The organism is Bradyrhizobium sp. SPXBL-04 (assembly GCF_051853035.1).
In the GTDB taxonomy this organism is placed as follows: Bacteria; Pseudomonadota; Alphaproteobacteria; order Rhizobiales; family Xanthobacteraceae; genus Bradyrhizobium; species Bradyrhizobium zhanjiangense.
This window is the reverse complement of sequence record NZ_CP182472.1, coordinates 2,725,980-2,750,971: the sequence shown is the minus strand read 5'-3', so window position 1 is coordinate 2,750,971 and position 24,992 is coordinate 2,725,980. Positions and strand designations below refer to the sequence as shown.

At 58.9% G+C, this 24,992-nt stretch carries 12 protein-coding genes; 7 read left to right on the top strand and 5 right to left on the bottom strand.

The window, feature by feature from the left end:
* Window positions 1–4 precede the first annotated feature (4 nt).
* The 4 genes from ACNJX8_RS12790 (at window position 5) to ACNJX8_RS12775 (ending at window position 11,281) form a co-directional block, all read left to right on the top strand.
* Window positions 5–2,023 (top strand): DEAD/DEAH box helicase, encoded by a 2,019-nt coding sequence (locus tag ACNJX8_RS12790; RefSeq protein ID WP_439360881.1) that lies wholly within the window; start codon window positions 5–7, stop codon window positions 2,021–2,023.
* Window positions 2,024–2,174: 151 nt separating this feature from the next.
* Complete coding sequence (locus ACNJX8_RS12785) at window positions 2,175–7,868, top strand: LamG-like jellyroll fold domain-containing protein (protein WP_439360880.1); 5,694 nt, start codon at window positions 2,175–2,177, stop codon at window positions 7,866–7,868.
* A 305-nt stretch (window positions 7,869–8,173) separates the two neighbouring features.
* Window positions 8,174–9,028 carry a hypothetical protein gene (locus tag ACNJX8_RS12780; RefSeq protein ID WP_439360879.1) on the top strand — a complete coding sequence of 285 codons (855 nt, stop codon included), beginning with the start codon at window positions 8,174–8,176 and terminating at the stop codon, window positions 9,026–9,028.
* A gap of 1,173 nt (window positions 9,029–10,201) precedes the next feature.
* Window positions 10,202–11,281: a nucleotidyltransferase family protein gene (locus ACNJX8_RS12775; protein WP_439360878.1), complete on the top strand. Its 1,080-nt coding sequence runs from the start codon at window positions 10,202–10,204 to the stop codon at window positions 11,279–11,281.
* 150 nt (window positions 11,282–11,431) lie between these two features.
* Here ACNJX8_RS12775 and ACNJX8_RS12770 read toward each other — a convergent pair whose 3' ends face one another.
* The 3 genes from ACNJX8_RS12770 to ACNJX8_RS12760 form a co-directional block, all read right to left on the bottom strand.
* Complete coding sequence (locus ACNJX8_RS12770) at window positions 11,432–12,745, bottom strand: HlyD family type I secretion periplasmic adaptor subunit (protein WP_439360877.1); 1,314 nt, start codon at window positions 12,743–12,745, stop codon at window positions 11,432–11,434.
* Window positions 12,742–14,676 carry a type I secretion system permease/ATPase gene (locus ACNJX8_RS12765; RefSeq protein ID WP_439360876.1) on the bottom strand — a complete coding sequence of 645 codons (1,935 nt, stop codon included), beginning with the start codon at window positions 14,674–14,676 and terminating at the stop codon, window positions 12,742–12,744. Before ACNJX8_RS12765 ends, ACNJX8_RS12770 begins: the two co-directional genes overlap by 4 nt.
* Window positions 14,677–15,556: 880 nt before the next feature.
* Window positions 15,557–18,493: an Ig-like domain-containing protein gene (locus ACNJX8_RS12760; protein ID WP_439360875.1), complete on the bottom strand. Its 2,937-nt coding sequence runs from the start codon at window positions 18,491–18,493 to the stop codon at window positions 15,557–15,559.
* A 214-nt stretch (window positions 18,494–18,707) separates the two neighbouring features.
* On the opposite strand from ACNJX8_RS12760, the gene ACNJX8_RS12755 reads away from it, so the two are divergent.
* Entirely contained in the window at window positions 18,708–19,022 is a 315-nt protein-coding gene (locus ACNJX8_RS12755) for a hypothetical protein (protein WP_439360874.1), read from the top strand.
* 497 nt (window positions 19,023–19,519) lie between these two features.
* Here the strand turns inward: ACNJX8_RS12755 and ACNJX8_RS12750 are convergent, their stop codons facing one another.
* The gene (locus ACNJX8_RS12750; RefSeq protein WP_439360873.1) at window positions 19,520–21,010 is read right to left on the bottom strand and encodes a right-handed parallel beta-helix repeat-containing protein; all 1,491 of its coding nucleotides are present in this window, start codon (window positions 21,008–21,010) and stop codon (window positions 19,520–19,522) included.
* Between the two features lie 339 nt (window positions 21,011–21,349).
* Here ACNJX8_RS12750 and ACNJX8_RS12745 point away from each other — a divergent pair, with 339 nt between their 5' ends.
* The gene (locus ACNJX8_RS12745; protein ID WP_439360872.1) at window positions 21,350–22,294 is read left to right on the top strand and encodes a glycosyltransferase; all 945 of its coding nucleotides are present in this window, start codon (window positions 21,350–21,352) and stop codon (window positions 22,292–22,294) included.
* Window positions 22,295–22,389: 95 nt separating this feature from the next.
* Complete coding sequence (locus ACNJX8_RS12740; RefSeq protein WP_439360871.1) at window positions 22,390–23,547, top strand: glycosyltransferase family 4 protein; 1,158 nt, start codon at window positions 22,390–22,392, stop codon at window positions 23,545–23,547.
* A 90-nt stretch (window positions 23,548–23,637) separates the two neighbouring features.
* Here ACNJX8_RS12740 and ACNJX8_RS12735 read toward each other — a convergent pair whose 3' ends face one another.
* Window positions 23,638–24,957, bottom strand: coding sequence for an O-antigen ligase family protein (locus tag ACNJX8_RS12735; RefSeq protein ID WP_439360870.1), 1,320 nt, complete (start codon window positions 24,955–24,957; stop codon window positions 23,638–23,640).
* Window positions 24,958–24,992: the final 35 nt, after the last annotated feature.

Here is a 24,992-nt window from a genome sequence, read left to right as displayed (position 1 = left end):
CCGTATGCTCAAGCGCAAACGAAGCTTCGCCAGTTTGACCTCGGTGGCGGTGGACGCACCCTATGCAGAGCAAGCCGCTCGCCGAGAGATTGCACTCGATGCTACCCTGCTCGACGCTTGGGGCCGGGTCTTGCCCTTCCTGCAGCCGGTCCTCGCGCGCGACCGCCTCGGCCGCTTTGTCCGGTTGGTCGGTGATCTGGAACCGCAGTTCGCTGTCCTGACGAACCGACGTTTGCGCGAAACCGCGGAGGAGCTGCGCGCATCATTGCTGTCAACTCCCCCCTACTCGCATCAAATGGCGCGTTCGTTCGCGCTTGTGCGCGAGGCGGCGCGTCGTCACATCGGGATGCGTCTCTTTCCGGTACAATTGCTCGGCGGCGCCGCCATGATGGGAGGCGCGGTCGCCGAAATGGAAACCGGTGAAGGCAAGACTTTGACGGCGCTGCTGCCGGCGATCACCGCCGCACTCATGGGACGTCCGGTTCATATCATCACGGTCAACGATTATCTCGCGCGCCGCGACGCCGATCAGCTCGCACCTATCTACAATGCGCTCGATCTTACGGTCGGGCTCGTCGCGCACGGGCAGTCGCGGCAAGAGCGGCAAAGAGCCTACGCAAGTGACGTCACCTATTGTACCAACAAGGAGCTTGTGTTCGACTATCTCCGCGATCGGCTCGCGCTCGGCTCCCGCCGTGCCCGTTCTCGGCTTTCTCTCGACACAATATTCAACAGCAGACTTGCTAGCCACCATCTATCACCGCTCTTGCGCGGTCTGCATTTCGCGATCGTGGACGAAGCTGACAGCATCCTGATCGATGAGGCCCGCGTGCCATTGATCCTCTCCGGAACGCAAGAAGGGCCCGAGAACGCCGGGGGCCTATACGAGACCGCACTTGATCTCGCTCGACGCCTGGTGCCCGGCGACGACTTTCATGTGCGCGCAAACGAGAAGTCGGTGCGGCTGACCACCCGCGGCGAGAGCCGGATCGCTCAGCTCGCTGCGGGCCTACCAGGGCTATGGGCAATCCGGCGCGCGCGCGAAGAACTCGCGCAGCATGGGCTTGCCGCCCTTCATCTCTACCGACGCGACGTTCAGTATATCGTCGCCGATGGCAAGGTGCAGATCGTCGACGAGTATACCGGGCGCATCATGCCGGACCGTTCGTGGGAAGGCGGCATTCACCAGCTCATCGAAGCCAAAGAACATTGCACCATCACGGAGCGACGCACGACCCTTGCGCAAATAACCTATCAGCGCTTCTTCCGCCGCTACATGCATCTTTGCGGCATGTCCGGGACGGCGGTCGAGCCGGCAGGGGAACTGTACGGCACCTATGGCCTCCGCGTCGTACGCATCCCAACAAACCGGCCATTGCGACGAACGAATGCCGGCACACGCTTGTTTCCGACGGCCAACCTCAAATGGGACGCCGTGGTCGATTCAGTTCACGACATCGTTCGCAAAGGTCGCGCCGTGCTCGTCGGGACCCGCTCGGTTGAAGCATCTGAACAAATTTCGCAGTTGCTTGGCAGATCGGGACTCGAGGCCGTGGTTCTTAACGCGCGACAGGACCACGCAGAAGCCGAGATCATTGCGGGCGCGGGTCAACCGGGCCGCATTACCGTCGCTACCAACATGGCCGGCCGCGGCACCGACATACAACTTCATCCTGCGGTCCGGAGCCGAGGCGGCTTGCATGTCATCCTGACCGAATATCACGAGTCCCGCCGCATCGACCGCCAACTCTTTGGGCGCGCCGGCCGCCAGGGTGATCCCGGTACCTACGAAACGATCGTCGCGCTCGATGATGAGCTCTTCAGACGCTTCATGAACCCGAAGCTTCTTCGGTTGCTAGGCAAGCGATCGAAACGGACACACCCAATTCAAGGAGCATTAGGACGCGCATTACGCAGCTATGGCCAACACGCGGCCGAGCGCCTTCACGGGCGAGCCAGACGGGCCGCCCTCGCTGAAGATCTTCGTGTCAATAGAATTCTCAGCTTCGCCGGGAACGAATGACGGTTCCTTACTCACCAAATATTATTATATCTCTATATAAAAAGTTTTATAAATATATGGCGAGGCGGGCGCATTATGGTACTATTTAACTTGCATTAAATATCAATTATTTATCCAGCGCGATTTCGGGTTGTGGCATTCGGAGACAACGATGTCGGGTTCCTGGGGCATTTTCGGCCATCTGGCGCGACGGATTGTTCACGGCAGCGCGAGGAGCGATCGCAAGACGATCGTCGATGGCAAACGCGATGCTAGCCATTCGCCGCTGATCTTCGAGACGCTCGAACCGCGCCTGCTGCTTGCCGCAGACCCGCTCGGCATCACGGCCGGCTACGCCTTCAACGAGGCCTCGGGCACCACGACGGCAGATGCGTCGGGTCACGGTATCGTCGGCACGCTCACGAACGGTCCGACTTTCACAACCGGACGATACGGCAATGCGGTCGCACTCGATGGCGTGAATGACTTCGTCAATCTCGGCAATCCGACTGCGCTGCAATTCACGGGCAGCATGACGGTCGGTGCGTGGGTTTACGTCAGTGCGTTCCCCTCCGATGATGCTGCGGTCGTGTCCAAGCGCAGCTCGAGCGAGTCCGGATATCAGCTCGATATCACCGCCGATACCGGTCCCCGCACCATCGGATTCAAGCTCACCAACAGTGCCGGCCAGCCGATGTTCCGCTATGGCGCGACGCCGCTGCAACTCAACACGTGGTACCACATCGCCGGCGTCTACGACGCTGCGAACCAGACCATCGACGTGTACCTCAATGGCACGCTCGACAACGGTCAGTTGGTCGGCACCGTCACGAATTCCCAGCAGAATTCGACAGCCAATGTGAACATCGGCCGCCGGGCCGGCAGCATCGGTTACGAATTCCCCGGCCGTATCGATGACGTGCGCATCGCCGACCACGCGCTCACTCAGGCGCAGATCCAGTCCGACATGGCAACGCCTCTCGCCGGAACGGCGGACACGACGCCTCCAACCGTGTCCCTCACGCCTCCGGCCCCGATCGTATCCGGAACGGTGAGTCTTGCAGCGAGCGCGTCGGACAATGTTGGCGTTATCGGCGTCAAGTTCCTGCTGGACGGCAACACCCTGATCGGTACGGAGGATACCACCTCGCCGTACGGTGTCTCATGGACCACGACCACGGCATCGAACGGCTCTCATGCGCTGACGGCGCAGGCACGCGATGCTGCCAATAACATAACTACTTCGACGCCGGTCAACGTCACGGTCGACAATCAAGCGCCCACCGGTACGGTGACGATCAACGGCGGTGCCGCGGCGACCAACAGTACCTCGGTCACGCTTACGCTCACTGCGACCGATGCCGTCACTTCCGTCAAGCAGATGCGCTTCTCCAATAGCGGGAGTTCGTATTCGGCGGCGGAAGCCTTCGCCCCGACCAAGGCCTGGACGTTGTCAAATGCAACGGGCACCAAGACGGTCTATGTCCAGTTCATGGACGCCGCGGGCAACTGGTCGGCGGCGGCGACCGATACCATCGTGCTTGACACGACCGCACCAACGATCTCCGGGCAGACAGCAACGAACATTACCGGCAGCACCGCACGAGTCACGTGGACGACCAATGAGGCCGCGACTTCGCGGGTCGAGTATGGGCTGACGACCAGTTACGGATCGTCGACGACGCTTGATGCGACCCTGGTGACGGCACACAGCGTTGCGCTAACCGGTCTTGCTCCCAACACCACTTACAATTACCGCGTCCGCTCGATCGACGCCGCCGGGAACGAAAGGATCGGCTCAAACGCCACCTTCACGACGACCGCCACCCAGGACACCACGCCGCCATCGACTCCTACGGGCCTGGTGGCGACCGCGGCTTCAACAACGCAGATCAATCTTTCGTGGAACGCCTCGACCGACAACGTTGCGGTCACCGGCTATCAGGTCTTCCGCAATGGTGCGCAAGTCGGCACCCCGACGACGACCACGTTCAGCGATACCGGCCTGTCGCCGGGCACATCCTACACTTATACCGTGCGGGCGAAGGACGCGGCGGCAAACCTCTCTGGACAATCCGCACCGGCCAGCGCCACAACGCTGACGCCCGACACGACATTACCCACGGCCACGATCACAGGGCCGACGGGATCTGCGACCGTTTCAGGGACGATCACGATCAGTGCCAATGCGTCCGACAATGCTGGGGTGGCTGGCGTGACCTTCCTGGTGGACAATATCGCGGTCGGCGGGGGCGAAGACCTGACATCACCCTACAGCGTCAGCTGGGACACGACGACGGTCGCGAATGGCGTCCACACGATCACGGCGCGCGCACGGGATACCTCCGGAAACACCGGCGATTCGCTGCCCGTCAGCATCACGGTGTCAAACACTCAAACACCGGGTCTGGTTGCTGCCTATTCCTTCGATGAAGGATCCGGAACGACTGCGGGCGATTCCTCAGGGCAGTCGAACCTAGCGACACTCAACAACGGCGTTGCCTGGGTGGCCGGCAAGCATGGCCAGGCCGCGAGCTTTGACGGAGTGAATGACTACATTTCTATTCCAAACTCTGCTTCAACCAACATCTCCGGTAGTGCCCTTACATTGTCGATGTGGATCAATCCCCAACCGCTCGCGAGCGGCGATTCCGTCGTTATCGGGAAGTTCTGGAATACGACTATGTCGTCGCCCTACTACCAGTATGGGCTGGAACTGCACGGCGGCAATCAGACCGATTTCTATATTGGAACATCCAGTGGCGCGCGCGTCGCCGCCTCAGGAACCACTTTGCCATTCAACCAGTGGTCCTACCTCGCCATCACTTTCGATGGTGCGCAGGTCAAGACCTATGTCAACGGAACCCTCGTCAACACGCAGGCGCTGTCAGCAACTATCACGGCGCGCGGCAATCCCATGCGCATCGGAGCGGATGCGTCGACCGCGCAATTCTACAAGGGAGCGCTCGACGATCTGCGCATCTACAACCGCGTGCTGACGTCGGCGCAAGTGCAATCGGACATGACGACGCCGGTCGGCAACCCGACGGCCGGATCACCGCAGGTCTTGATAGATTCCCCAATCAATGGGGCGCAAGTTAGCGGCATTGTCAATGTGACCGCAGATGCAACCGACGATACCGGCATCGCCAATGTGCAGTTCTATATCGACAACGTGGCAACCGGCTTCCCCGATACGACCGATCCTTACGCGCTTGCATGGGACACGCGTACGGCAAGTAACGGCGCGCACACTATCACGGCGATGGCGACCGACATAGACGGCCATACGACACTGTCAGCACCGATAACCGTTAATGTCGCGAACAGCAGCTTCTTCCAGAACGAAATCCTGGCGACGGGATTCAATCTGCCGACCGCGATCAAATTCCTTCCCGACGGCCGCATGCTCGTGGTGGAACTTGCGGGTACAATCAAGATATTGCCGCCGCCCTATACCACGCCCGATCCAACGCCTTTCCTGCAACTCACCAACATCGGCTCGGCGGGCGTACAGCAAGGCATCTATGACATTGCACTCGATCCCAACTTCAACACCAATCACTACTATTACATCTTCTATACGCTGGGGACGCCGAACGTGGATCGCTTCTCGCGCTTCACGGCGAACGCGACGCTGACGGGTACCGTGCCTGGTAGCGAGTTCGTCATCTATCAGGATACGGAAATTGCCAATGCCGAACACCACGGCGGGGCGATTAACTTCAGCAACGACGGCAAGATCCTGCTCACGACCGGGGAGCATTTCCAGGCTGGCGAAGCGCAGGACCTCACGAAGCCGCGCGGCAAGATCCTGCGATACAACATGGACGGCACCGTTCCCACCGACAACCCGTTCTACGACGGCAACGGACCGAACTACGATGCAGTATGGGCGCTTGGTCTGCGCAATCCCTTCCGCGCCTACTACGACGCGCCCACCGGGCGGCTGATCATCGGCGATGTCGGCGGGAACGTCTACTCAACGGCAATTGAAGAAATCGACATCGGAGCGAAGGGTGCCAATTACGGCTGGCCAAACGTGGAAGCGCCGGACGGAAATCCTGCCTACACGGCACCTGCTTACTATTATCCGCATAATGGCCGCGACGCGGCAGTCGTCGCCGGGTTTGTCTATCACGGCACGCAATTCCCAAGCAGCTATCAGGGCAGCTTCTTTTTCGCGGATTACACTCAGAACTGGATCAAGCGCATGACGTTTGACGCCAACGGAAACGTCACCGGCGTCTTCAACTTCGAGCCACCCGACGGCTCGGTAGATGGCCCCTACGGCGACATTGTCTACTTGACCGAAGGCCCCGATGGCGCGCTTTACTATGTCGACCTCGGCTATTCCGATATCAGCGGCACATTCGGCGTAAGCAAAATCCGCCGCATCGAGTTCATTGAATCGGATCTGCCACCTGTAGCGATGGCTTCCGCATCACCAACGAAAGGACCCAGCCCGCTCACCGTCAACTTCTCCAGCAGCGGTTCATCTGATCCGGAAGGAAAGCCTCTCACCTATTCGTGGAACTTCGGTGACGGCGTGACTTCGACCGCGGCCAACCCGTCGCACACATATACGGTCGCTGGCCCGTATCAGGCCCGGCTGACGGTCTCCGACGGAGTCAATTCCACGCTATCGACCCCGATCGCAATCAGCGTCGGCAATAGTCCCGTTGTCAGCCTCCTTGCGCCAACCGATGGCGCGACCTTCAGGGCGGGCGACGTGATCACATTCAGCGGCACCGCGACCGATGCCGAAGATGGTACACTCCCCGCAAGTGCTTATACCTGGAATATCGACTTCCTCCATGAAGGCCATGTTCATCCCGGGACTCCCATCACCGGCGTGACGAGCGGCACGTTCACGATTCCGACCAGCGGTCACGACTTCAGCGGATACACGCGGTATCGAATAACGCTGACCGTAACCGATTCCAGCGGGCTGCAATCGAGCCAATCGGTCACCATCTTCCCCGACAAGGTCAATCTAAACTTCGCCACGGCTCCGAGCGGACTCACGCTGTATCTGGATGGCATCGCACACGCGACACCTTTCACTTACGATACGCTCATCGGCTTCAATCACGAAATCGAAGCCCGCAACACGACGGTCGGAACGACCACCTACAACTTCGCCTCGTGGTCGGATGGCGGCACTCAGGACCACATTATCGTCGTTCCCGTTGGCGGTGCCACCTACACTGCCACGTACAATGCAGTCACGGCGCCGGCACCATTGGCATTCGTCCAGGCGAATTCCGCCACCCCGCAAACCAACCAGACCCAGGTATCGGTCTCCTACACGAACGCGCAGACGACAGGGAATACGAACATCCTCGTGATCGGATGGAATAACACCACGTCGAACATCACGTCCGTCACGGACTCGGCCGGCAATGTCTATCAGCTCGCCGTTCCGACAGCGCGAGGCACCGGCATCAGCCAGGCCATCTACTACGCCCCGAACATCAAGCAAGCCGCCGCCGGCGCAAACACCGTGACAGTGGCCTTCGACACTGCGGCTCAATACGTGGACATTCGCGCTTTGGAGTACAGCGGTCTCGCTCTCATCAATCCCTTTGATGTCGGCACCTCGGCGTCGGGCACCAACAGTTCAGCCAGCACCGGGGCCGTTACAACCTCCACCGCCCATGAGCTCATTATTGGTGCCGGAACGACTACGGGTGGGTTTACTGCGGCAGGCAGCGGCTTTACCACGCGTGTCATTACAACGCCCGACCTTGATATTGCCGAGGACCGGTTCGTAACCGCGACGGGTAGCTACAGTGCGACCGCATCTCTCCAGGGCTCTGCGGCATGGGTGATGCAGGTCGCGACCTTCAAAGCGCTGGCCTAAAATGAACGCGGACCTAAGCAACGGAGCCGAGAATGGTTCATGTGGCGGCGGCATCGCGGCTGAACCATCGGCGCCAGGTCGTGTCAAAGGGACCTCCAACGCATGTCTTCGGCCAATCGACGCAACGAGATCCGGGTCGACGACGGCGACCGGCATCCGGCTCGTGCTACTGCACTCACCCTCCCCAGCGACAGAACCGACGAGCCGGCTGCCCAAGCGGAGATATCTTGGAACGTTCTCGATTATGCTCCTGCTGAAGTTCGAACTTCTCACCGCTAAGTTTAATTGACACGAGGCCCTATATTGTGACCGCTCTGGATGGACCGATTGTTCGTAGCTCCGCGTCGCAATTATCGAAGGAGCTAACGCGCGGTGAATTCTTTGCGGGACTATTCGCGCTGGCTTGCGCCAGTGGCCTCGCATCCCGCGTCATTCAATCGATCCACAGGTTTGGATTGATGGATGCGCTTCTCGGCACCTTCGAGATCAGTGTAATAGTCTGGATATCGTGTGCCGCCGGCGTCTCGCTCGTTCTTAAAGATCGAACGATTGGGATTCGATCTTCAGAGCTCGTCCTGGGAGCGACCGTTGTGCTGCTCGCCGTTCTACCAATAGCCCCCGTCAGCTGGCTGGCGGTAACTGCGCTCAGCCTGTACATCATCAACACAGCCGATGTCTCATCGTCGCGGCGTGGCGCTCTCATATTGCTGGCTACCGCCGTACCCATGTTTTGGAGCCGCCTGCTCTTTCAGTTTTTTGCCGAACCGATATTGCGGATCGATGCATCGCTCGTTGGCTGGATATTACGGACGCATCGGAGCGGGGACATCGTCGAATTTGCCGATGCTTCCGGCGTTCTGGTCATTCTGCCGGCGTGTTCTTCGCTCGCAAACGTGTCGCTTGCAATTCTGTGCTGGGTTACCCTGAGCCAGTTAGTCAGCCACAAGAAATCTGCTTACGATCTATGCTGGTCTCTGATGGCCTGTTTTTCAGTCATCGCGGTAAATGTCACCCGTATAAGCTTTATGGGATTGAGCCAATGGCACTACTCTAAGTTCCATAGTCCCTGGGGCGACGCGGTCGCGAACACCACCATTCTGGGCCTGATGATCGGCTTCTGCATGCTGGGGGTGAGGCGTGAGCTCTTCCCGCGCATTTAGGTTGTGCATCGCGGCCACGCTTTTCTTGGCCATTGGATGGAAGATTGCCATACCATTCGAGAATCCAAACTATTTAAAGGAGGATCTTGTCAGATTCCTCGAACGAAATCGCTTCGACGTCGTGGTGACCGATGAAATTGCGACTGACACACCGATCATCCGAGCTACGCGAGCGTCATGCCAACTGCAGGTCGCAAAGCTTACTCCCGATGGATCAAACCGAAATCTCATTCGACATTTTGCAACAGGCATGGATCGCTCCTTCGTCGTGCTTCGCGGCGAAGTGTACGCGGCACAACCAATAGCTTGGACCGTGCTGCACTATCTATGGTCCAGACTTCTTCGCGAGCTTGGATTGATTAGGCAGATCACTCCCGTTCTCGACGTGGCGGAAAGCTCGTCCTGCAATGCGGAGCTGCTTCCATGGGCCGAACTCCAAGATCGTCCGCCTGCACGTCAAAATTTCCGATAATCGCGGCAACCGCGGGCTCAGATGCCTGGTTCTAGAAAAGCGCGCGGCGTCGTCTGGTCGCAGGCAATTTTCACTTTTATACCTAAGATTGATATTGACAGACTATTTAATTGGTGGTTTTTAATTTAATCAAATGGCGCCATTTAATCTAGCCGGATTACAACAGCAGTCGAAAGGAATAAAATATGACGTTACCTGGATGGGTCCTTGCGATTTTTCTTGCAATGGCCGCAGCGGTGCCGGCCGGCGTCTATTTCACGGCTACTCTGTTCTTTCCTCCCGACCAATCGTACACTTACGTCGGTCAAGGGACAGCTCAGGGTGCACCGGGGCCCCTCGCGGGCGCAGGGATATCCTTCGCCGCAGTCGCCTATGGCGCCTACTGGATGCTCAAGCGTCGTCGGCGCAAACCGGACTAGACGCCGCGTGATCGTCTCCGCACGGCGCTCGCCCACCATCAAACAATTCAGCTCGCGGTCCATGCGCGAGCTGTGCCGCAAATAATCAAAGTAATTCGCTAGTCTTGTCCTCTGGGATGGTTTCCACTGCCGTATTTCCGTTGGGGCGCGACACTGAGGCCAATCGCAAAATATCAAGCAAGGTTTTTTCTGTGCTGATGAGAACGATCTCCGCCGCCAAGTCCTTCCCGCTAACTTATTCGGACGAGCTAGAAGTCCGGCGCGTGCTGGTGGATCTCCGCCATGGCCAGTCATAGCACTGCGCTGCTCAGCCTCTGTGAGTGTCTACGTGGCGCGATACCGCAGCGTCCAGACTGGCTGTGTCTCATCGGATTAGCTAACGAAACGCTGACGACTCCCGCGCTGATCGATTTCGTCGATCGATTCGATCAAAGTTTGCCGGAAGACGTTCGTTCCTATGTGCGCGATATTTATCAGCGCAATCAGATCCGCAACGATCGCCTGACTGCTCAAATCGCGGAAGCAGTTGCCGCACTCAATGAGTGTGGGGTGACGCCCACGTTGCTGAAAGGAGCGGCAACGCTCGCGACGGCCCCGCGTAGACGGCGCGGGACCAAGATTATGGCCGACCTTGACCTTATGGTTGAGCCGGATCAGGTCCGGACGGCGATCGAGGCGCTGTCCGACATCGGCTATGCCATCGACTCTCAAACTCCCGTCGACAGTGAGGAATGGAGAACGGACCTCAAACGGTCGCAGGACGTTGGAATGATCGACCTCCACCGAAGCTTGCCTGGCCCAGCGTACTTCTACAGCTCCTCGGGTCACGTGTTAGACCACTGTCAACTGACCTCAATTGGTCCAGGCTCCGCCTATGTGCCGACACCAACTTACCAAGCGCTTTTGTTGACTATCCATGATCAATTTCAGGACTACGACTATTGGGTCGGCGGAATTGACTTGAGGCATCTCGTTGATTTGCGAAGCTTGACTGATTCTCGGGACGGCATTCATTGGGACCTATTGGCTTCTTTGGCGCCGAGCAGGCTGGCGAGAAATGCGCTCGAAAGTCAGCTCGTCGCGTTGGCCGAGTTGCTGGGCGTGGACGTCCCTTTGTCCATGTGCAGCCGGTTCATTCCCCGTCTGCAGTTCAAGCGACGGCTGGTCCAAGCTCGCTTCCCGATCGCCCGTTGGCCGCTCCTGGCAGCGACTGTTCTCGACTATCGGAATTACCGTCGGGGAGTAGGTGCGGAATACCGTAGAGCGAGTCGATCTGGCAACGCGACTTGGACCCTGCCCCGCCCAGAAACCCTTTGGCATATCCTGGAAATGACCGCCAATCATCGCATCGGGAAAATCTAGCAGGACCGGCGTGAGGACGCGCGGGCGCGGAACAGCGTTGCGCACTCGTTGGTGAGGCGATTCCCGCACAAGAAATGCTATCGAACCGTCTCACCATTGACGAGGAAGCGTTGTTGCCGATGAGTTTCCTCCCGACGATACTGAAGGGTGTTACCGCTCCTTGAATGCACGCTCCGCCTGATCGTGCAGCGGCTTGAGCAGGTAGGACAGCGCGGTCCGACCGGCCGTCTTGATGAAGACCTCCACCGGCATGCCGGGCAGCAGCTTGGCCGATCCGAGTTTCGCCAGCTCTTCGGGCTTCAGCAGGACGCGCCCCGTGTAGTAACTCGTGCCGGCACGCTGATCCTGCGTAATGTCTGCCGAGACCATGCTGACCTCCCCGTCGATTTCGGGTGTGGTCTTCTGGTTGAACGCCGCGAAGCGCATCGTCGCGGTCTGCCCCACATAGACCTGGTCGATATCGCGCGGTGCGATCTTGACCTCGATTGCAAGCGAATCCGCGTCAGGTACGATCAGCATGATTTGCTCGCCGGGAGAGATCACCCCCCCGACCGTGTGGACGCTGAGCTCGTGGACGCGGCCGGACTGCGGTGCCCTGATATCGACCCGATTCAATTGATCGACCGCCGCAGTCTTGCGCTCGCCCAGCTCGGACAGTTTCGAGCGCGTTTCGATCAGGTCCTTACCGACCTCCGTTCGCAGGTCCTGGTCGATCTGAATGATCTGGAGTCCGATTTCGGAGATCTTGCCCTTTGACTGAGCGATCATGCCAGCCAGCTGACTGCGCTCACCTTCGAGGCGGGCAGCGTCGCGCTCCAGGGAATTGAGCCGCGTGATCGGCACCAGATTTTTCTGCCAAAGGCTGCGCACGCCTTCCAGCTCCTGGCGAATAAAATCGACTTCCTTCTGCTTGGCCTCGGTCTGCCCCGTATAGCCCTTGATCTCGTTTTCCAGCTGCGCGCTTTTCTCCAGCAGCTGCGCCTTTTGGCCGCTCCTCGCCTGGCGACGTAGGTCAAACAGCTTCCGCTCAGCGGTGACTACTCGGCTCGCCTCGGAGTTGTTCTCCTTGGCCCGGTCGAGCAACAGCTTGGGAAACTTAAGCTCCTCGGCGCTATCGCGCTCGGCCTCGAGACGAGCCTGCCGCGCGAGCAGCTCATCGATGCTGTTCGTAACAATGGTCGCATTTGCGAGCGTCTGAGTCTCGTCGAGGCGGATCAAAACGTCGCCTGCATTGACCCGGTCGCCCTGCCGCACGCGCAACTCTCCCACGATCCCGCCGGTGGCGTGCTGGACCTTCTTCACGCTCGAATCCACTACGACCACGCCTTGGGCGATCACCGCGCCCGACAATTGGGTCGTTGTCGCCCAGCCGCCGACCCCAAAGGTCACCAGAGCGAACATGATCATTCCGACGATCATGTAACGCTGGATGGATTGCAGCGCCGGCACTACCTGACCACTCATCGGCCTCCTCCTTGAGCTTCCGCGACGACCTTAAGAGGCACCGGATTTCGCAACACTTTCCTAAGAACCTCCTCTCTCTTGCCGAAGGACTGAACCCTGCCTTCCCCGAGGCACAAGACATGGTCCACACCTTCAAGCGCCTTCGGACGATGCGCGACGACGACGACAATCCCACCGCGGCGGCGCACGTTCAGGATCGCCTCGGTCAGCGCCTCCTCGCCCTCCGCGTCGAGATTGGAGGAGGGCTCATCGAGCACGACCAGGAAGGGTTTGCCGTAGAAGGCGCGTGCGAGACCGATGCGCTGCCGCTGCCCAGCGGACAGGGCCAGTCCCCCTTCGCCGATTTTCGTGCTGTAGCCGTCCGGAAGCGAAAGGATCAGATCGTGCGCGCCCGCGGCATGCGCGGCCTCCAGAACAACGGCGGCCGTCGCCTGCGGATCGAACCGTGCAATGTTCATCGCAATGCTGCCGTCGAACAATTCGACGTCCTGAGGCAGATAACCGATGTGCTTGCCCAGGGCGTCCGAAGACCAGTGATCGAGCGCGGCGTTGTCGAGCCGGATCCTGCCTCGCATGCTCGGCCATACACCCACCAGCGCACGTGCCAGCGTTGATTTGCCGGATCCGCTCGGCCCAATGATTCCAACGGCCTGTCCGCTCCGCAGTTGGAACGACACTTCGCTGATGGTGGGCCTCTCCGAGTTCGGCGCGCCGATATAGAGATGCTCGACGGTGAGAGTCTCAGCAGGAGGAGGCAATGCCAACCGCTCCTCCTCGCAGGGCAGAAGCTTCAGCAGACGATCGAGCCGTTGCCCCGATTGCCGCGCGGCGACGAATCCTTTCCAATTCGCAATGGCCATTTCGACGGGCGCCAGTGCCCGCGCGGTGAGGATCGATCCGGCAATGATGATGCCGGCCGTCGATTCCTGGTTGATGACGAGGACGGCGCCAACGGCAAGAACCAGCGATTGCAGGATCGCTCGAAAAAGCTTGGACACACCACCAAGTCCGTTCGCGACATCGCTGGCCCGCTCATGGGCCGCAAGATACTTCGCGTTCACATCCTGCCAACGCAAGGCCGCCTGTTGCCGCATGCCCATGGCCTGCAGAACTTCGGCGTTTCGCCGCCCCTCGAGCGCCAGTGCGGTTCGCGAAACGGCGAGGCGCGAGGTCGCCTTTGCCGGGCCTCGCGTGCGTGTTTCCGTGAGCATCGTAATCCCGACCAGCACCAGCGCGCCGGCCAGCGCAGTGACGCCAATCCAGAAGTGAAAGAGGAAGCAGACGCCGAGATAGATCGGCATCCAGGGCAGATCGAACAGCGCCGTCGGCCCTCCGCTCGACAGGAAGCTGCGGACCTGATCAAGGTCCCGTACCGGCTGCAAGCCGTCGCCATCGGCTCTGGTCCTCAAGGGTAGGCGAACAAGCGCGTCGAATATGCGAACGCCGAGCCTTTCATCGAAATACCGGCCGACCCGGGCGCTGATCCTGCTCCTGACGAGGTCGAGCCCGCCCTGAAACAGGTAAAGCACCGTGGCCAGAACCATCAAGGCGATCAGCGTCGGTATGCTGCGCCCGGGCAGCACCCGATCGTAGACCTGCAGCATGAAAAACGAGCCGGTGAGCATGAGGAGATTGCTCATCCCGCTGAAGGCCGCGAGAGCCCAGAATATCCGGCGGCAGGACCGCAGGAAAGCCGACAGCTCCGACTGCGACTCATCATAGTCGCTAGCCGGCCGCGGGAGACCGGAGAACAGTCGTCGCCGCAAGATTTCGACGAGGCGCTTCGCCCAGGCGATCGGCCCTTGCGTCCGCAGTTCGGCATCTTCCGCCCACTGTCGTGCGACGGCCCCAATTCTCGTCAAACGCGAAAGTTGGATCCGATAACGGCTGGCTGGCAGGGGGATTACCCCCCACCGTTCAAAGTTTGTCATGACTCCCGCCCTTGAAAACGTGCCTTATGTGACGATCCCCAAGAAGATCACCAAGGCAGACCTGAGTTTGATTTCCCTGTCGTCGAACTACTGTTACGCGAAGTAGAAGTCAGCTCGATTTTGCGCACCGAGCCTGGGCAACTTGAGCGTGTCGCCTGCCGGTACCAGCGTGACGTGATGGCCATCCCGCCATTTAATCTGCTCTCCCAGTTTCTTCGACACGTACTCCACTACGAAGTCGTTCGCAGAGCGCGATGTCGTGGCGATCTGTATCCACCACTTCGTGGTTAATCAGCTTGGCCTCACGTGCCGGTCGCCATGGGCTTTTTTGGGACCAGATGGGGGCCGGGCTGAGGTTTTTTTAACCAGCGCGTCAACTCACAGCACTGAAATAATCGCGTGATTCTTCTTATTAAAACCGTCGCGAATTTCTCTGATGTCATGCCAGACAGCGAGACTCAACACGCTTGTATTGCGGCACGGCCCCAGCCCACAGAAATCGTTTGCTTAAACGCCCGGCGAGCCCACCTGAGTACGAGGCTGACTCCTTACACCATATTTAATTCTATTTATTTCCACGTACCTGCGATCTTTCTTAATGCGATGGGAGTCGAGCAAGACCGGAGCGAAGAAAGTGTAGCGACACGAGGCGCTCGGTTGCTTGTCGCGACCGGTCCGAGAATGACCATTGCACGAAGCGGCACCGGCTAAAGTCGCGCGTATCAATCCTGTCCGGGGGCTGCATCCTGCGAACGCCGCGAAGCCGCTCAGGCGCAGATCAATAGAGGTAGCCAGAATAAAAAGAAGGCGGGGGACCATCCCCCGCCTTCCATGATCTGCACCGCAGATTGGTCGCTACACCCTGTCGCTGAACGCGTGACTACGCGAAATGGAAGTCATGGCTGTTCAACTTGTCGAGCTGCGTGTTCTTCAGCGTGAGCGTGTCGCTCCCCGTCGCGATGACGACGTCGTGACCCGACTGGGCCGCGTGGGAGAGAACGCTCGCAAAGCTGTCGAACACGCCCTTGCTGAACTCGATCGTGTCGTGGGCAGGTCCGCGGGCAGCGAAGTCCTTGATGACGTCGTGGCCGAAGTTCGACGCAAACTCGAAGCTATCCGCCCCCCGTTTGCCGACCATGATGTCATTGCCCGTGGTGCCGGTCAGCGTATTGCTGCGGCCCGTGCCGATGATCGCCTCGCCCGAGCTGGTCCCGACCACGTGGCCGGTCGTATCGACCTGCTCCGCGGTAAAGGCGTGGGTCTTGCCCGACAGATCGGAGGTGTGGAAGCTCCACTTGCCGTTGTCGCCCGCCGTGACCGAACCGACCGAGGTCGTGCCGTCAAACAGCTTGATCTGGCTGTTGGGATCGGCAGTGCCCTTGATCGTCGCGGTATGATCCCAGTGCGGACGCACGTTGGTGACTTCCACCGTCGAGGTGCCGTTGCCGCCGTGCGAGCCAATTGGCGGATCGATCGGCTGCGACAACGCGCTGGTGTTGCCGGCTGCGTCGGTGGCCGAGGCGACGAACGTGTGAGATCCGGTTTTGAGGCCAGAGGTCGTCACGCTGAAATGTCCATCGGCGCCTGTCGCCCCCGTGCCAAGCAGGGTCGTCCCCTCGTAGACCTTGATCGTGCTGCCCGCCTCAGCCGTTCCGGTCACCGTCGCACGATGATGACTGGTCACATCGCTGAGCAGAACCGGAGCATCGGGGGCAGCAGCATCCACCGTGACATCCAGCACAGTCGATGCCTTGCTGGTGACGCCAGAGACGGTGTCCGTCGCAGTGAGGCTATGCTTGCCATCGGGCAACGCGACAGTCGTGTAGTGCCAGGCTCCATTGGCGTCCGCTGTAGCGGTGCCGAGTTGGGTCGTGCCGTCGAACACTTTGACCGTGCTGTTGGCAGCCGCAGTCCCCGCCAAGGTCAGGGTCTTGTCGTTGGTGATGTGATCACCGGCGACACCGCTATCCGTCGAGAAAGAGGCGATTTTCGGCGCGGCCGGCGCTGTGGAGGTGCCCGACGTGCCCGAGCCGGAGGTGCCTGTACCCGAGGTGCCAGTACCGGACGTACCAGTACCCGAGGTACCTGAACCGGACGTGCCTGTACCCGAGGTGCCTGAACCGGACGTGCCCGTACCCGAGGTACCCGAACCGGACGTGCCCGAGCCGGTGGAGCCCGACGATCCAGAACCAATGACCGGATCCACGACCGTCGACGCAGCACTGACGTTGCCCGCAACGTCAGTGGCCTTCGCCGTCAGCGCATGTGAACCGGCCGACAACGCAGACGTCGTGACGCTCCAAGCGCCGCTCGAGTTGGTTGTCGCCGTCCCGACCTGCGTCGTTCCGTCATACACCTTGATCGCGCTGTTCGCTTCGGCAGTCCCCGTCACCACCACCTGATTGGCAGAGTTGACGGTGTCGCTCGCGATCGTCGGCGCAGCTGGTGCCTTCGTGTCGACGGTGACAGCCACCGCAGCCGAGGCCGCGCTGGTCTGGCCCGACGAGTTGGTCGCGGTCGCAGTGAGCGTATGCTTGGCGTCGGTCAGGACCTTCGTAATGTAATCCCAGCTGCCGGTCGAAGTCGCAGTCGTCGAACCGATCTGGGTCGAACCGTCGTAGATTTTCACCGTGCTGCCGGCAGCGGCGGATCCCTTCAGCTCGACGGTGTTGTCGTTCGTCACGCCATCACCGGCGACGCCACTGTCGGTGGAGTATGAGGCAATAGTGGGCGCTGCCGGAGCCGTAGTGGGCGTCGGTGCAGCCGGGGCGCTCGTTGTCGGTGTCGATGTGCCCGTTGGAGGTGTCCCACTCTGATCAAAGTAGGCTCCGGCGGTCATATTGACGTTGTTCGACTGTGTGACCGTCCCATTGTATGGGCCGCCGCTGGAACCGTTGTAGTTGCCGACGTACTCCCAGCCGCCGCCGCCGCCATTGGCGCTGCCGATATTGGTCGTATCGAAGTAGTTGTTCTGAATGGTCGCAGTTCCAATCAGTCGCGATGTATCAAGAATGATGCCGTAATTGACGTAGGCATCGTTCTTGGCAATGAACGTGTTGTTGTTGAACGATTCATGCTGCACGCCGCCGGCGTCAGAACCGCTATTCGCCGAAAAGGCGCTTATGCCCTGTGTGCGGCCGTCCGAGATAGGGGCCGTCTGCACGAACGTGTTGAAATTCACTTCGAAGTCGGCGGTGTTCTTGCCAGGGAGATTATAGGTCTGGATCCAGTCTCCATGCGCTCCCTGCTCGTAGCCCAACCCGGCATCCTTGATCACGTTGTACTGGACGATCCAAGTCTCGCCGCCGACATCGGAGCTCATGACGAGGTTCTGGCCCCAGGCATTTTGGATCATGTTGTATTGGATCGTGGTGGTGCCCGCACCGTCCGCAGCAATCAACATCTGCGAGCTCGAGCCCGCGCCATCAATCAGGTTATTCTGGATGGTTACATTGCTGGCGTTCTGGCTGACGTAGATTGGCGTGTTGCCATTGCTACCGACGACAAACTTGCTGTTCTCGATCGTGATGTTCGATCCGCCATTGACGGATACACCCCAGCCGCCGTCGAGCGAGAAGTCATAGCCACTGAGCGTGACGTTGCTTCCACTGACATTGATGATGTGATTGGCCTGGTCGACCGACACACCAGCCATGGAAATGGTCGAAGGGTTGCTCAGGGTCGTCCCACTTGAATATCCGACAGCGTAGTCGACGCCCGCCACACTCCAGGTCGGTCGGGCTGCGTAGCCGTCCAATAGCGTTGGCAGTTGCGGTGTATTGGTCGGCGCAGTGGCCAGACCGTCGTTCAGAGCCATCAGGCTTTTCTCCAGTTTAGCTGTTTCGAGACAGTTTGTTCTTCACGCACGCGCTCAACGTCATATGCAGGATCCACCCCAAACGCGAAATCACGTGCCGCACGAAGGCTTGCTTCGATGGTCGATCACCGGGGACTTTTTTAGGACAACATCGGGGCTCCGCTAAGGTAATTTAAGCTGCGCATCGCCAAAGTTGCCACTGCGATTGCCACAAATGCTGATCGTGTCCACAGGATTAAATAACCAAAGCGATAATCAAAGAAGCGCGCCAGCTCCTTTTTTCAAAGGCGCGCTCAACGATTATTATTACTTGCTGGATAATACTGCGATTCCACTTCATGCCCTTAATCGCACGAGTCTGAACCAATTACCTGAGCGGATTATTATCGAATTGCACCAACGGCTGTGGCCGCCGCGTTTGGAGAACGAACGTCAACGTGGCGCATCCGAAAATCGGCCGCGATGCATCAACATCGAACCCGCATTATCGAATTGGTCAGCGTCGCCATTTGCGCGCGGTTCGTGCTAGTCGCGGCATCGTCTCGATCCGGCGGAAATCGTCTCGCCGATTCGGCGCGGCGGGACGGATCACTATTCTGCGGTGCGCTGCCAATCACTCGATTGGCGACCGCGATTCCGCAATGCATGCATTCGTTCGCATGGTGGCCGACGAAGAGGTCCGGTGCAGCCCGCCGAACCGTGGGGACGATCGAGGTCGTGGAGCCCAGAATTCACCCTCGATCCACGATTGGGGCTGCATTGATCCAGCTGGCCATGACGCTGGCGCGCCCCCCTTCCAGCATTCAACGGATGCGCGCGTCCTTCGCGCGCCACGTACGTAAGTCACGAACACCGATACTGGTTTCCTCGACCGGTGAAGGCGATTGGATCGCGCGCCCGCCGGCCTTCGTTATGTCGGAAAAATACAACGCCGTTCGGATAGATCCGATCCTATGCAGCGCTCGCGCGCTCCTGCCTCTCGCAGGAAAGCTGCACACACATTGCGCCTGGCTCAGCGCGATGGGTCTAGGGACGGATTTGATCGGTGCCCGACGAGGAAATCTGTGGGCCAGTCTGAGGAATCCCAGCGAGCGCTAAGTCAACCACCTGGCCAACGCTATTCTTCACGGTTGCGCCATTGAGGTTGATCGCCGTCGCCAACAATGGTGCGTTCTGGCCGGAGGCAACCGCGTAGCTAAAGATCAGACCGCTGGCACCGGATCCGCCTGTATAGGTCGCGACGCCGCCATCGCTGAGGGTGAGGGTCGGAGCTTTATCTGAGACCGTCACCTTGACTGGCGCACTGAACTCGAGCGTCAGATTAACTGTGCTACCGGTGCCGGCGCTCCCGCCCGATCGAGAGGCAACCACTTCTCTGATCGAGGTACCGCGCTGGTTGAAGTATGATCCCGTCGTCATATTGACGTTGTTCGACTGAGTAACCACCCCACGGTATGGACCGCCGTTGGCACCGTTGTAGTTGCCGACATACTGCCAACCGCCGCCGCCGCCATTGGCGCTACCGATATTTGTCGTATCGAAGCTATTGTTTCGAATGGTGGCAGATCCAATCAGTCGCGTGGTGTCCAGGATGATGCCATAGTTGACGTAGGCACCGTTCCTGGCAATGAACGTGTTGTTGTTGAACGACTCGGTCTGCACTCCGCCCGCATCAGAACCGTTGTTCGCTGAGAAGGCGCTTATGCCCTGTGTGCGACCGGCAGAGATGGGCGCCGTCTGCACGAACGTGTTGAAATTCACTTCAAGGTCGGCAGTATTCTTGCCCGGGAGATTATAGGTCTGGATCCAGTCTCCATGCGCTCCCTGGCTGAAGCCTAATCCGGCATCCTTGATCACGTTATACTGGACGATCCAAGTCTCGCCGCCGACATCCGAACTCATGACGACGTTTTGGCCCCACGCATTTTGGATCATGTTATATTGGATGATAGTGGTGCCCGTACCATTCACGCCAACCAAGATCTGCGCCGAGGAGCCCGCGCCATCAATCAGGTTATTCCTGATGGTTACATTGCTGGCGTTCTGGCTAACGTAAATTGGCGTCTTGCCATTACGACCGACCACAAACTTGCTGTTCTCGATCGTGACGTTCGATCCGCCATTGACGGATACTCCCCAGCCGCCATCAAGCGAGAAGTCATAGCCACTGAGCGTGACATTGCTTCCGGTGATATTAATGATGTGATTGACCTGGTCGACCGACACATCAGCCATGGAAATGGTCGACGGGTTGCTGAGGGTCGTTCCACTTGCATATCCGACAGCGTAGTCGACGCCCGCCACACTCCAGGTCGGTCGGGCCGCGTAGCCATCCAATAACGTTGGCAATTGCGGCGTGTTGGCAGGTGCGTTGGCCGCCCCATCGCTAGGACTTACGACCGCACCGCGGGGCGGTTTCGCGAGACGCGGCGCTTTCGCAACTTCCGCGAGACTCAACGAGACGAGCGACATCCAAATCACGGCAATCGCAATGAAGCGACGGCTATATTCCGGCATGGTGATACCCCTACGCAGGGGGCGGCTGATGGACGCTGGCGCGTGGCACCCGCAGCCCCCGACAGGCCACCCGCACTGCAGTTTCGACATCGAATTCCTGAGCATCGCAATGTGGGACGGGCGCCGGCATGGCGGAAGATACATGCTCGAACATGCCGTCCGGCACGCTCCCATTGCGCATTTCATATATATCAATATAATTCTATTTAATGCAAAGACGCAAAATTATATAATTAATATCCACTAATCGGTCCGGTGAAGCCGGGTCGGTAAGATCTCCACGAACTCCGGCTTTAATCGCCCGATCTCGGTTCAACTATTAGCAGACATTCGCCACAAATGACCCCAACACATCCGCCCAAACCTTCGATTTCAGTCATTGTGCCGCACCTGGATCAACCGGAGGGCCTTGCCGCATGCCTTGCCTCCCTACAGGCGCAGACTTTGGATCGCGCGCTCTTCGAGGTCATCGTCGTCGACAACGGCTCAGCCTGTAGGCCTGAAGCAGTCGTTGCCCGGTATCGGGGTGTTCGCCTGTTGTACGAATTGGAGCCCGGACCTGGTCCGGCTCGAAACCTCGGTGTAAGACACGCCGCCGGCAAGATTTATTGCTTTATCGATGCCGATTGCCGAGCTCACCCAGAGTGGCTTTCTGCAGCCCTAAACGCCCTGAATGCTCTCCCGCCGAACAGTATTCTAGGCGGAGACGTGCAGATTTGGCGTAAAGATCCCCAAAGATGGGGGGCGGTAGAAGCATTCGAAAGCATCTTCGGATATCGTCAAAAATTGCACGTGGAGTATTACGGCTTTTCCGGCAGCGGCAATCTCGCTGTACGCGCCGAGGATTTCCACAGAGTGGGTCCGTTTGGGGGCATTGCCGTAGCCGAAGACAAGGATTGGGGAGCCCGGGCGCGCGCTTGCGGCTTCGCGTTTAAGTACATTCCGCAAATGATCGTGTTTCATCCGGCACGCCCGTCGCTTGGTCAGTTGTGCATTCAATGGGACCGCCTGATTCAACACACACTTTCTGCAGCTCGCGGGAGAAGGCATTGGAAACTTCTTTGGGTCGCCCGTGCGGCTGCAGTTTTCGGCTCGCCCATCGTTGACATAGCTCAGGTTCTAAGATCCGACCGAATTGATGGGCTTCCAGCTCGGCTTGGGGCTTCGGGAATACTTATTGTTATCCGCTCTTATCGAGCATGGAGGATGCTCACTCTTCTGCGATCGACCAACCGGGGAATTGTCTGGAATCGCAGCACCCCGGTAGGCGCCGGTAAGGAATAGGGTTGTGGGATGCTCATGATCTCTGTCCACCTTCCCTTGGGCGTGTCTCCAGGACATTTCCGTCGACGCATTTCTAGCTTAGACGTGGAGAACTTATGCGCGTGACGTTCGTGCTGCCCCATGCGGGCCTTTCCGGCGGCATTCGGGTGCTTTCGATCTACGCTGAACGGCTGCACCGGCGCGGACATGAGGTAACGGTCATCTCACAACCGCGAGCAAAGAGATCCCTCTTAGGGAAGATGAAGTCGCTTGCGCGCGGCACTGGATGGCCGACGGAACCGGGGCGCGAACCTTCCTTTTTTGACGATTGTGCGGTGCCACACCGCGTGCTCGAGTCAGCGAGGCCGGTCGTGGATGATGATGTGCCGGATGCTGACGTGGTATTGGCCACGTACTGGAAAACCGCGCCATGGGTGACGGCACTGTCGCCCCGGAAAGGGGCAAAAGCAATTCTGCTGCAGGGATACGAAACTTCGCCGGGCCATTGGGAGCGGGCGATCGATGCGGCTTGGCGACTACCCTTGCATAAGATCGCGGTATCGAAATGGTTGGTGGATCTCGCGCGGGATCGGTTTGACGATTTGAACGTGCACCTAATTCCCAATAGCGTTGATACTGGACAATTCCATGCATCGCCACGGGGTAAGCGCGACAGGCCTACAGTAGGGATGCTTTATTCGACTCTACACCTGCGAGGAGTCGATGTGAGCCTGGCTGCGCTCGAGAAAGTCAAAAGACAGATGGGCGATCTGCGCGTGGTGGCGTTCGGAGCGGAGCCGGTTTCGGCACGACTCCCTTTGCCGGCCTGGGCGGAGTTTCATTATCTCCCGGCCCAGAGTGAGCTTCGGCTGCTCTATGGCCAATGCGATGTGTGGCTGTGCGGCAGCCGGCGCGAAGGATTTCACCTTCCGATGCTCGAGGCCATGGCATGCAGATGTCCGGTGGTTTCGACACACATGGGTGGAGCGCCGGACATTGTGGAGGACGGCATCAACGGTTTTCTGGTCGAGGTCGAAAACCCGACGAAGCTTGCTGAGCGGTTAGGAGAGGTATTGAGGCTAACTGACGCGAAATGGCGAGGCATGTCGGACGCCGCATTCAGGACGGCCAACCGCTACACTTGGGACGACGCAACTGATCTGTTGGAGGCCGCCTTCTTTGACATGACCGGCGATACTGCGCGTCCCTGCCAAACACCCCGGTTAGCGAGCGGGAAGATGGCCAAGTGGCCGCGGGCGCTGGACGCGATTTAAGCAGATTTTGACCGACGCCTTGAACGAGACGCGCTTCACGTCGCTGGCAGCCGCGAGTCGCGAGCTCCTTTCACGGCGCTGAACAAGCGCTCAAGTCAGGTGCAGCTGTCGGCCCATTGGAAAACTGAAGCCCCGGGCGCGAACTGCGAGTTCTGCTCGCCATATTTCTCTCGACTGGTACTCGGCCAAGGAGGCCCTGATTCCGACGCACAGATTCAAGAATAGCCATGTTGCATCCCAAAAATGAACCGTCAGCCCAATTAGGGCGGTTGCTACGATAGCCAAGGTGAGCCCCGTTTGCGGATGGCCCGTGCCGATGGCGGGTGCGCCTTTCAGCAGTGGCGAGAACATCGTCATCAGCAACAGGATCACTGCCGGCAGACCGTACCGGAGTGCCTCAAGCAGCCAAAGAGAATCCACGCTCTTGAGGTAGATCAGCGCATCTCCTGGCTCGCCGAGAGACACGACACCGTGCCCGACAAAGGGAGATTGATCAATCAAGGGCAGCGCAAAGTTCCAGGTACCCAGCCGAAAAAATCCTGTTTGGGAATCCAGCGTAAAGTGCGTCAAGATCCATGCGATCGGATGATTGGAAATCAGGAATATGCCTCCCAAGAAGAGGGCAATCACGGTGATCAGAACCTTCCATCTCCAAACGTACCCCTTCATGATGCGGTCGTAACAAGATACGGCCGTGACTATCGCCAAGCCAAACATAGGTCCTGATGACAGCGACAAGGCACATCCGAAATAGCAGAGGCTGACATACACGAAGCGACTGATGCCCCGCTCCGCATAGAGAAAAATCGCGGCGGCAGCGACACAGAATGTTCCATAGTGTTCTGCTCCCTCAAATACCGAGGATGCGCGCACCCATCCGAAACGCCCGGCCACGAAGTTTGGTACGCCGAAGCTATCCAGTGTCACGTAGCGACCGAGCAGGACGTCAAATACCGCAAGCACAATGATCGTGACCGTGATCGGTCTGAGCGCCCGGACGAACGTTTCAAAATTCGACGGGCCGAAAACGAAGGCGCGACCGACCATGTAGGCACCGATGAATTCGAGCGCTTCCGCGCCGACATAGGGCCTGAATCCATTGTTAAAGGCTGTCGATGCAACCATCCAGATCGCGGCAGCAATTGCAAAATAATCTGATGCAATTCTGTTTCGGCCACGCGAGAACAACATTACAAGCGCAGGAATCAAGAGCAGGATTACGGCGACACGGCCCGGCGTAACATTGATGTCTCCAAGCGAAATCAGGATTGGCGGAAAAAGGACTCCAATCAACGCGAACCATATAATGAAAGCATGCTGTCGTTCAGCGTCATCGAGAGTCCCCCTCGATATACTCCGACCGTAGATGCCACTGAGGTTAGCCGGGCGGGCGGCCACGCCTATTGCCATGAACTATGCCCCCTGGCGCAAAGATGAACCATCAA

What these genes read in the sequence shown, in the direction of transcription:
- ACNJX8_RS12790 (WP_439360881.1), top strand. Translation starts at nt 5, where the DNA reads ATGCTCAAGCGCAAACGAAGCTTCGCCAGTTTGACCTCGGTGGCGGTG.
- ACNJX8_RS12785 (WP_439360880.1), top strand. Translation starts at nt 2,175, where the DNA reads ATGTCGGGTTCCTGGGGCATTTTCGGCCATCTGGCGCGACGGATTGTT.
- ACNJX8_RS12775 (WP_439360878.1), top strand. Translation starts at nt 10,202, where the DNA reads ATGGCCAGTCATAGCACTGCGCTGCTCAGCCTCTGTGAGTGTCTACGT.
- ACNJX8_RS12770 (WP_439360877.1), bottom strand. Translation starts at nt 12,745, where the DNA reads ATGAGTGGTCAGGTAGTGCCGGCGCTGCAATCCATCCAGCGTTACATG.
- ACNJX8_RS12765 (WP_439360876.1), bottom strand. Translation starts at nt 14,676, where the DNA reads ATGACAAACTTTGAACGGTGGGGGGTAATCCCCCTGCCAGCCAGCCGT.
- ACNJX8_RS12760 (WP_439360875.1), bottom strand. Translation starts at nt 18,493, where the DNA reads ATGGCTCTGAACGACGGTCTGGCCACTGCGCCGACCAATACACCGCAA.
- ACNJX8_RS12755 (WP_439360874.1), top strand. Translation starts at nt 18,708, where the DNA reads ATGCTGATCGTGTCCACAGGATTAAATAACCAAAGCGATAATCAAAGA.
- ACNJX8_RS12750 (WP_439360873.1), bottom strand. Translation starts at nt 21,010, where the DNA reads ATGCCGGAATATAGCCGTCGCTTCATTGCGATTGCCGTGATTTGGATG.
- ACNJX8_RS12745 (WP_439360872.1), top strand. Translation starts at nt 21,350, where the DNA reads ATGACCCCAACACATCCGCCCAAACCTTCGATTTCAGTCATTGTGCCG.
- ACNJX8_RS12740 (WP_439360871.1), top strand. Translation starts at nt 22,390, where the DNA reads ATGCGCGTGACGTTCGTGCTGCCCCATGCGGGCCTTTCCGGCGGCATT.
- ACNJX8_RS12735 (WP_439360870.1), bottom strand. Translation starts at nt 24,957, where the DNA reads ATGGCAATAGGCGTGGCCGCCCGCCCGGCTAACCTCAGTGGCATCTAC.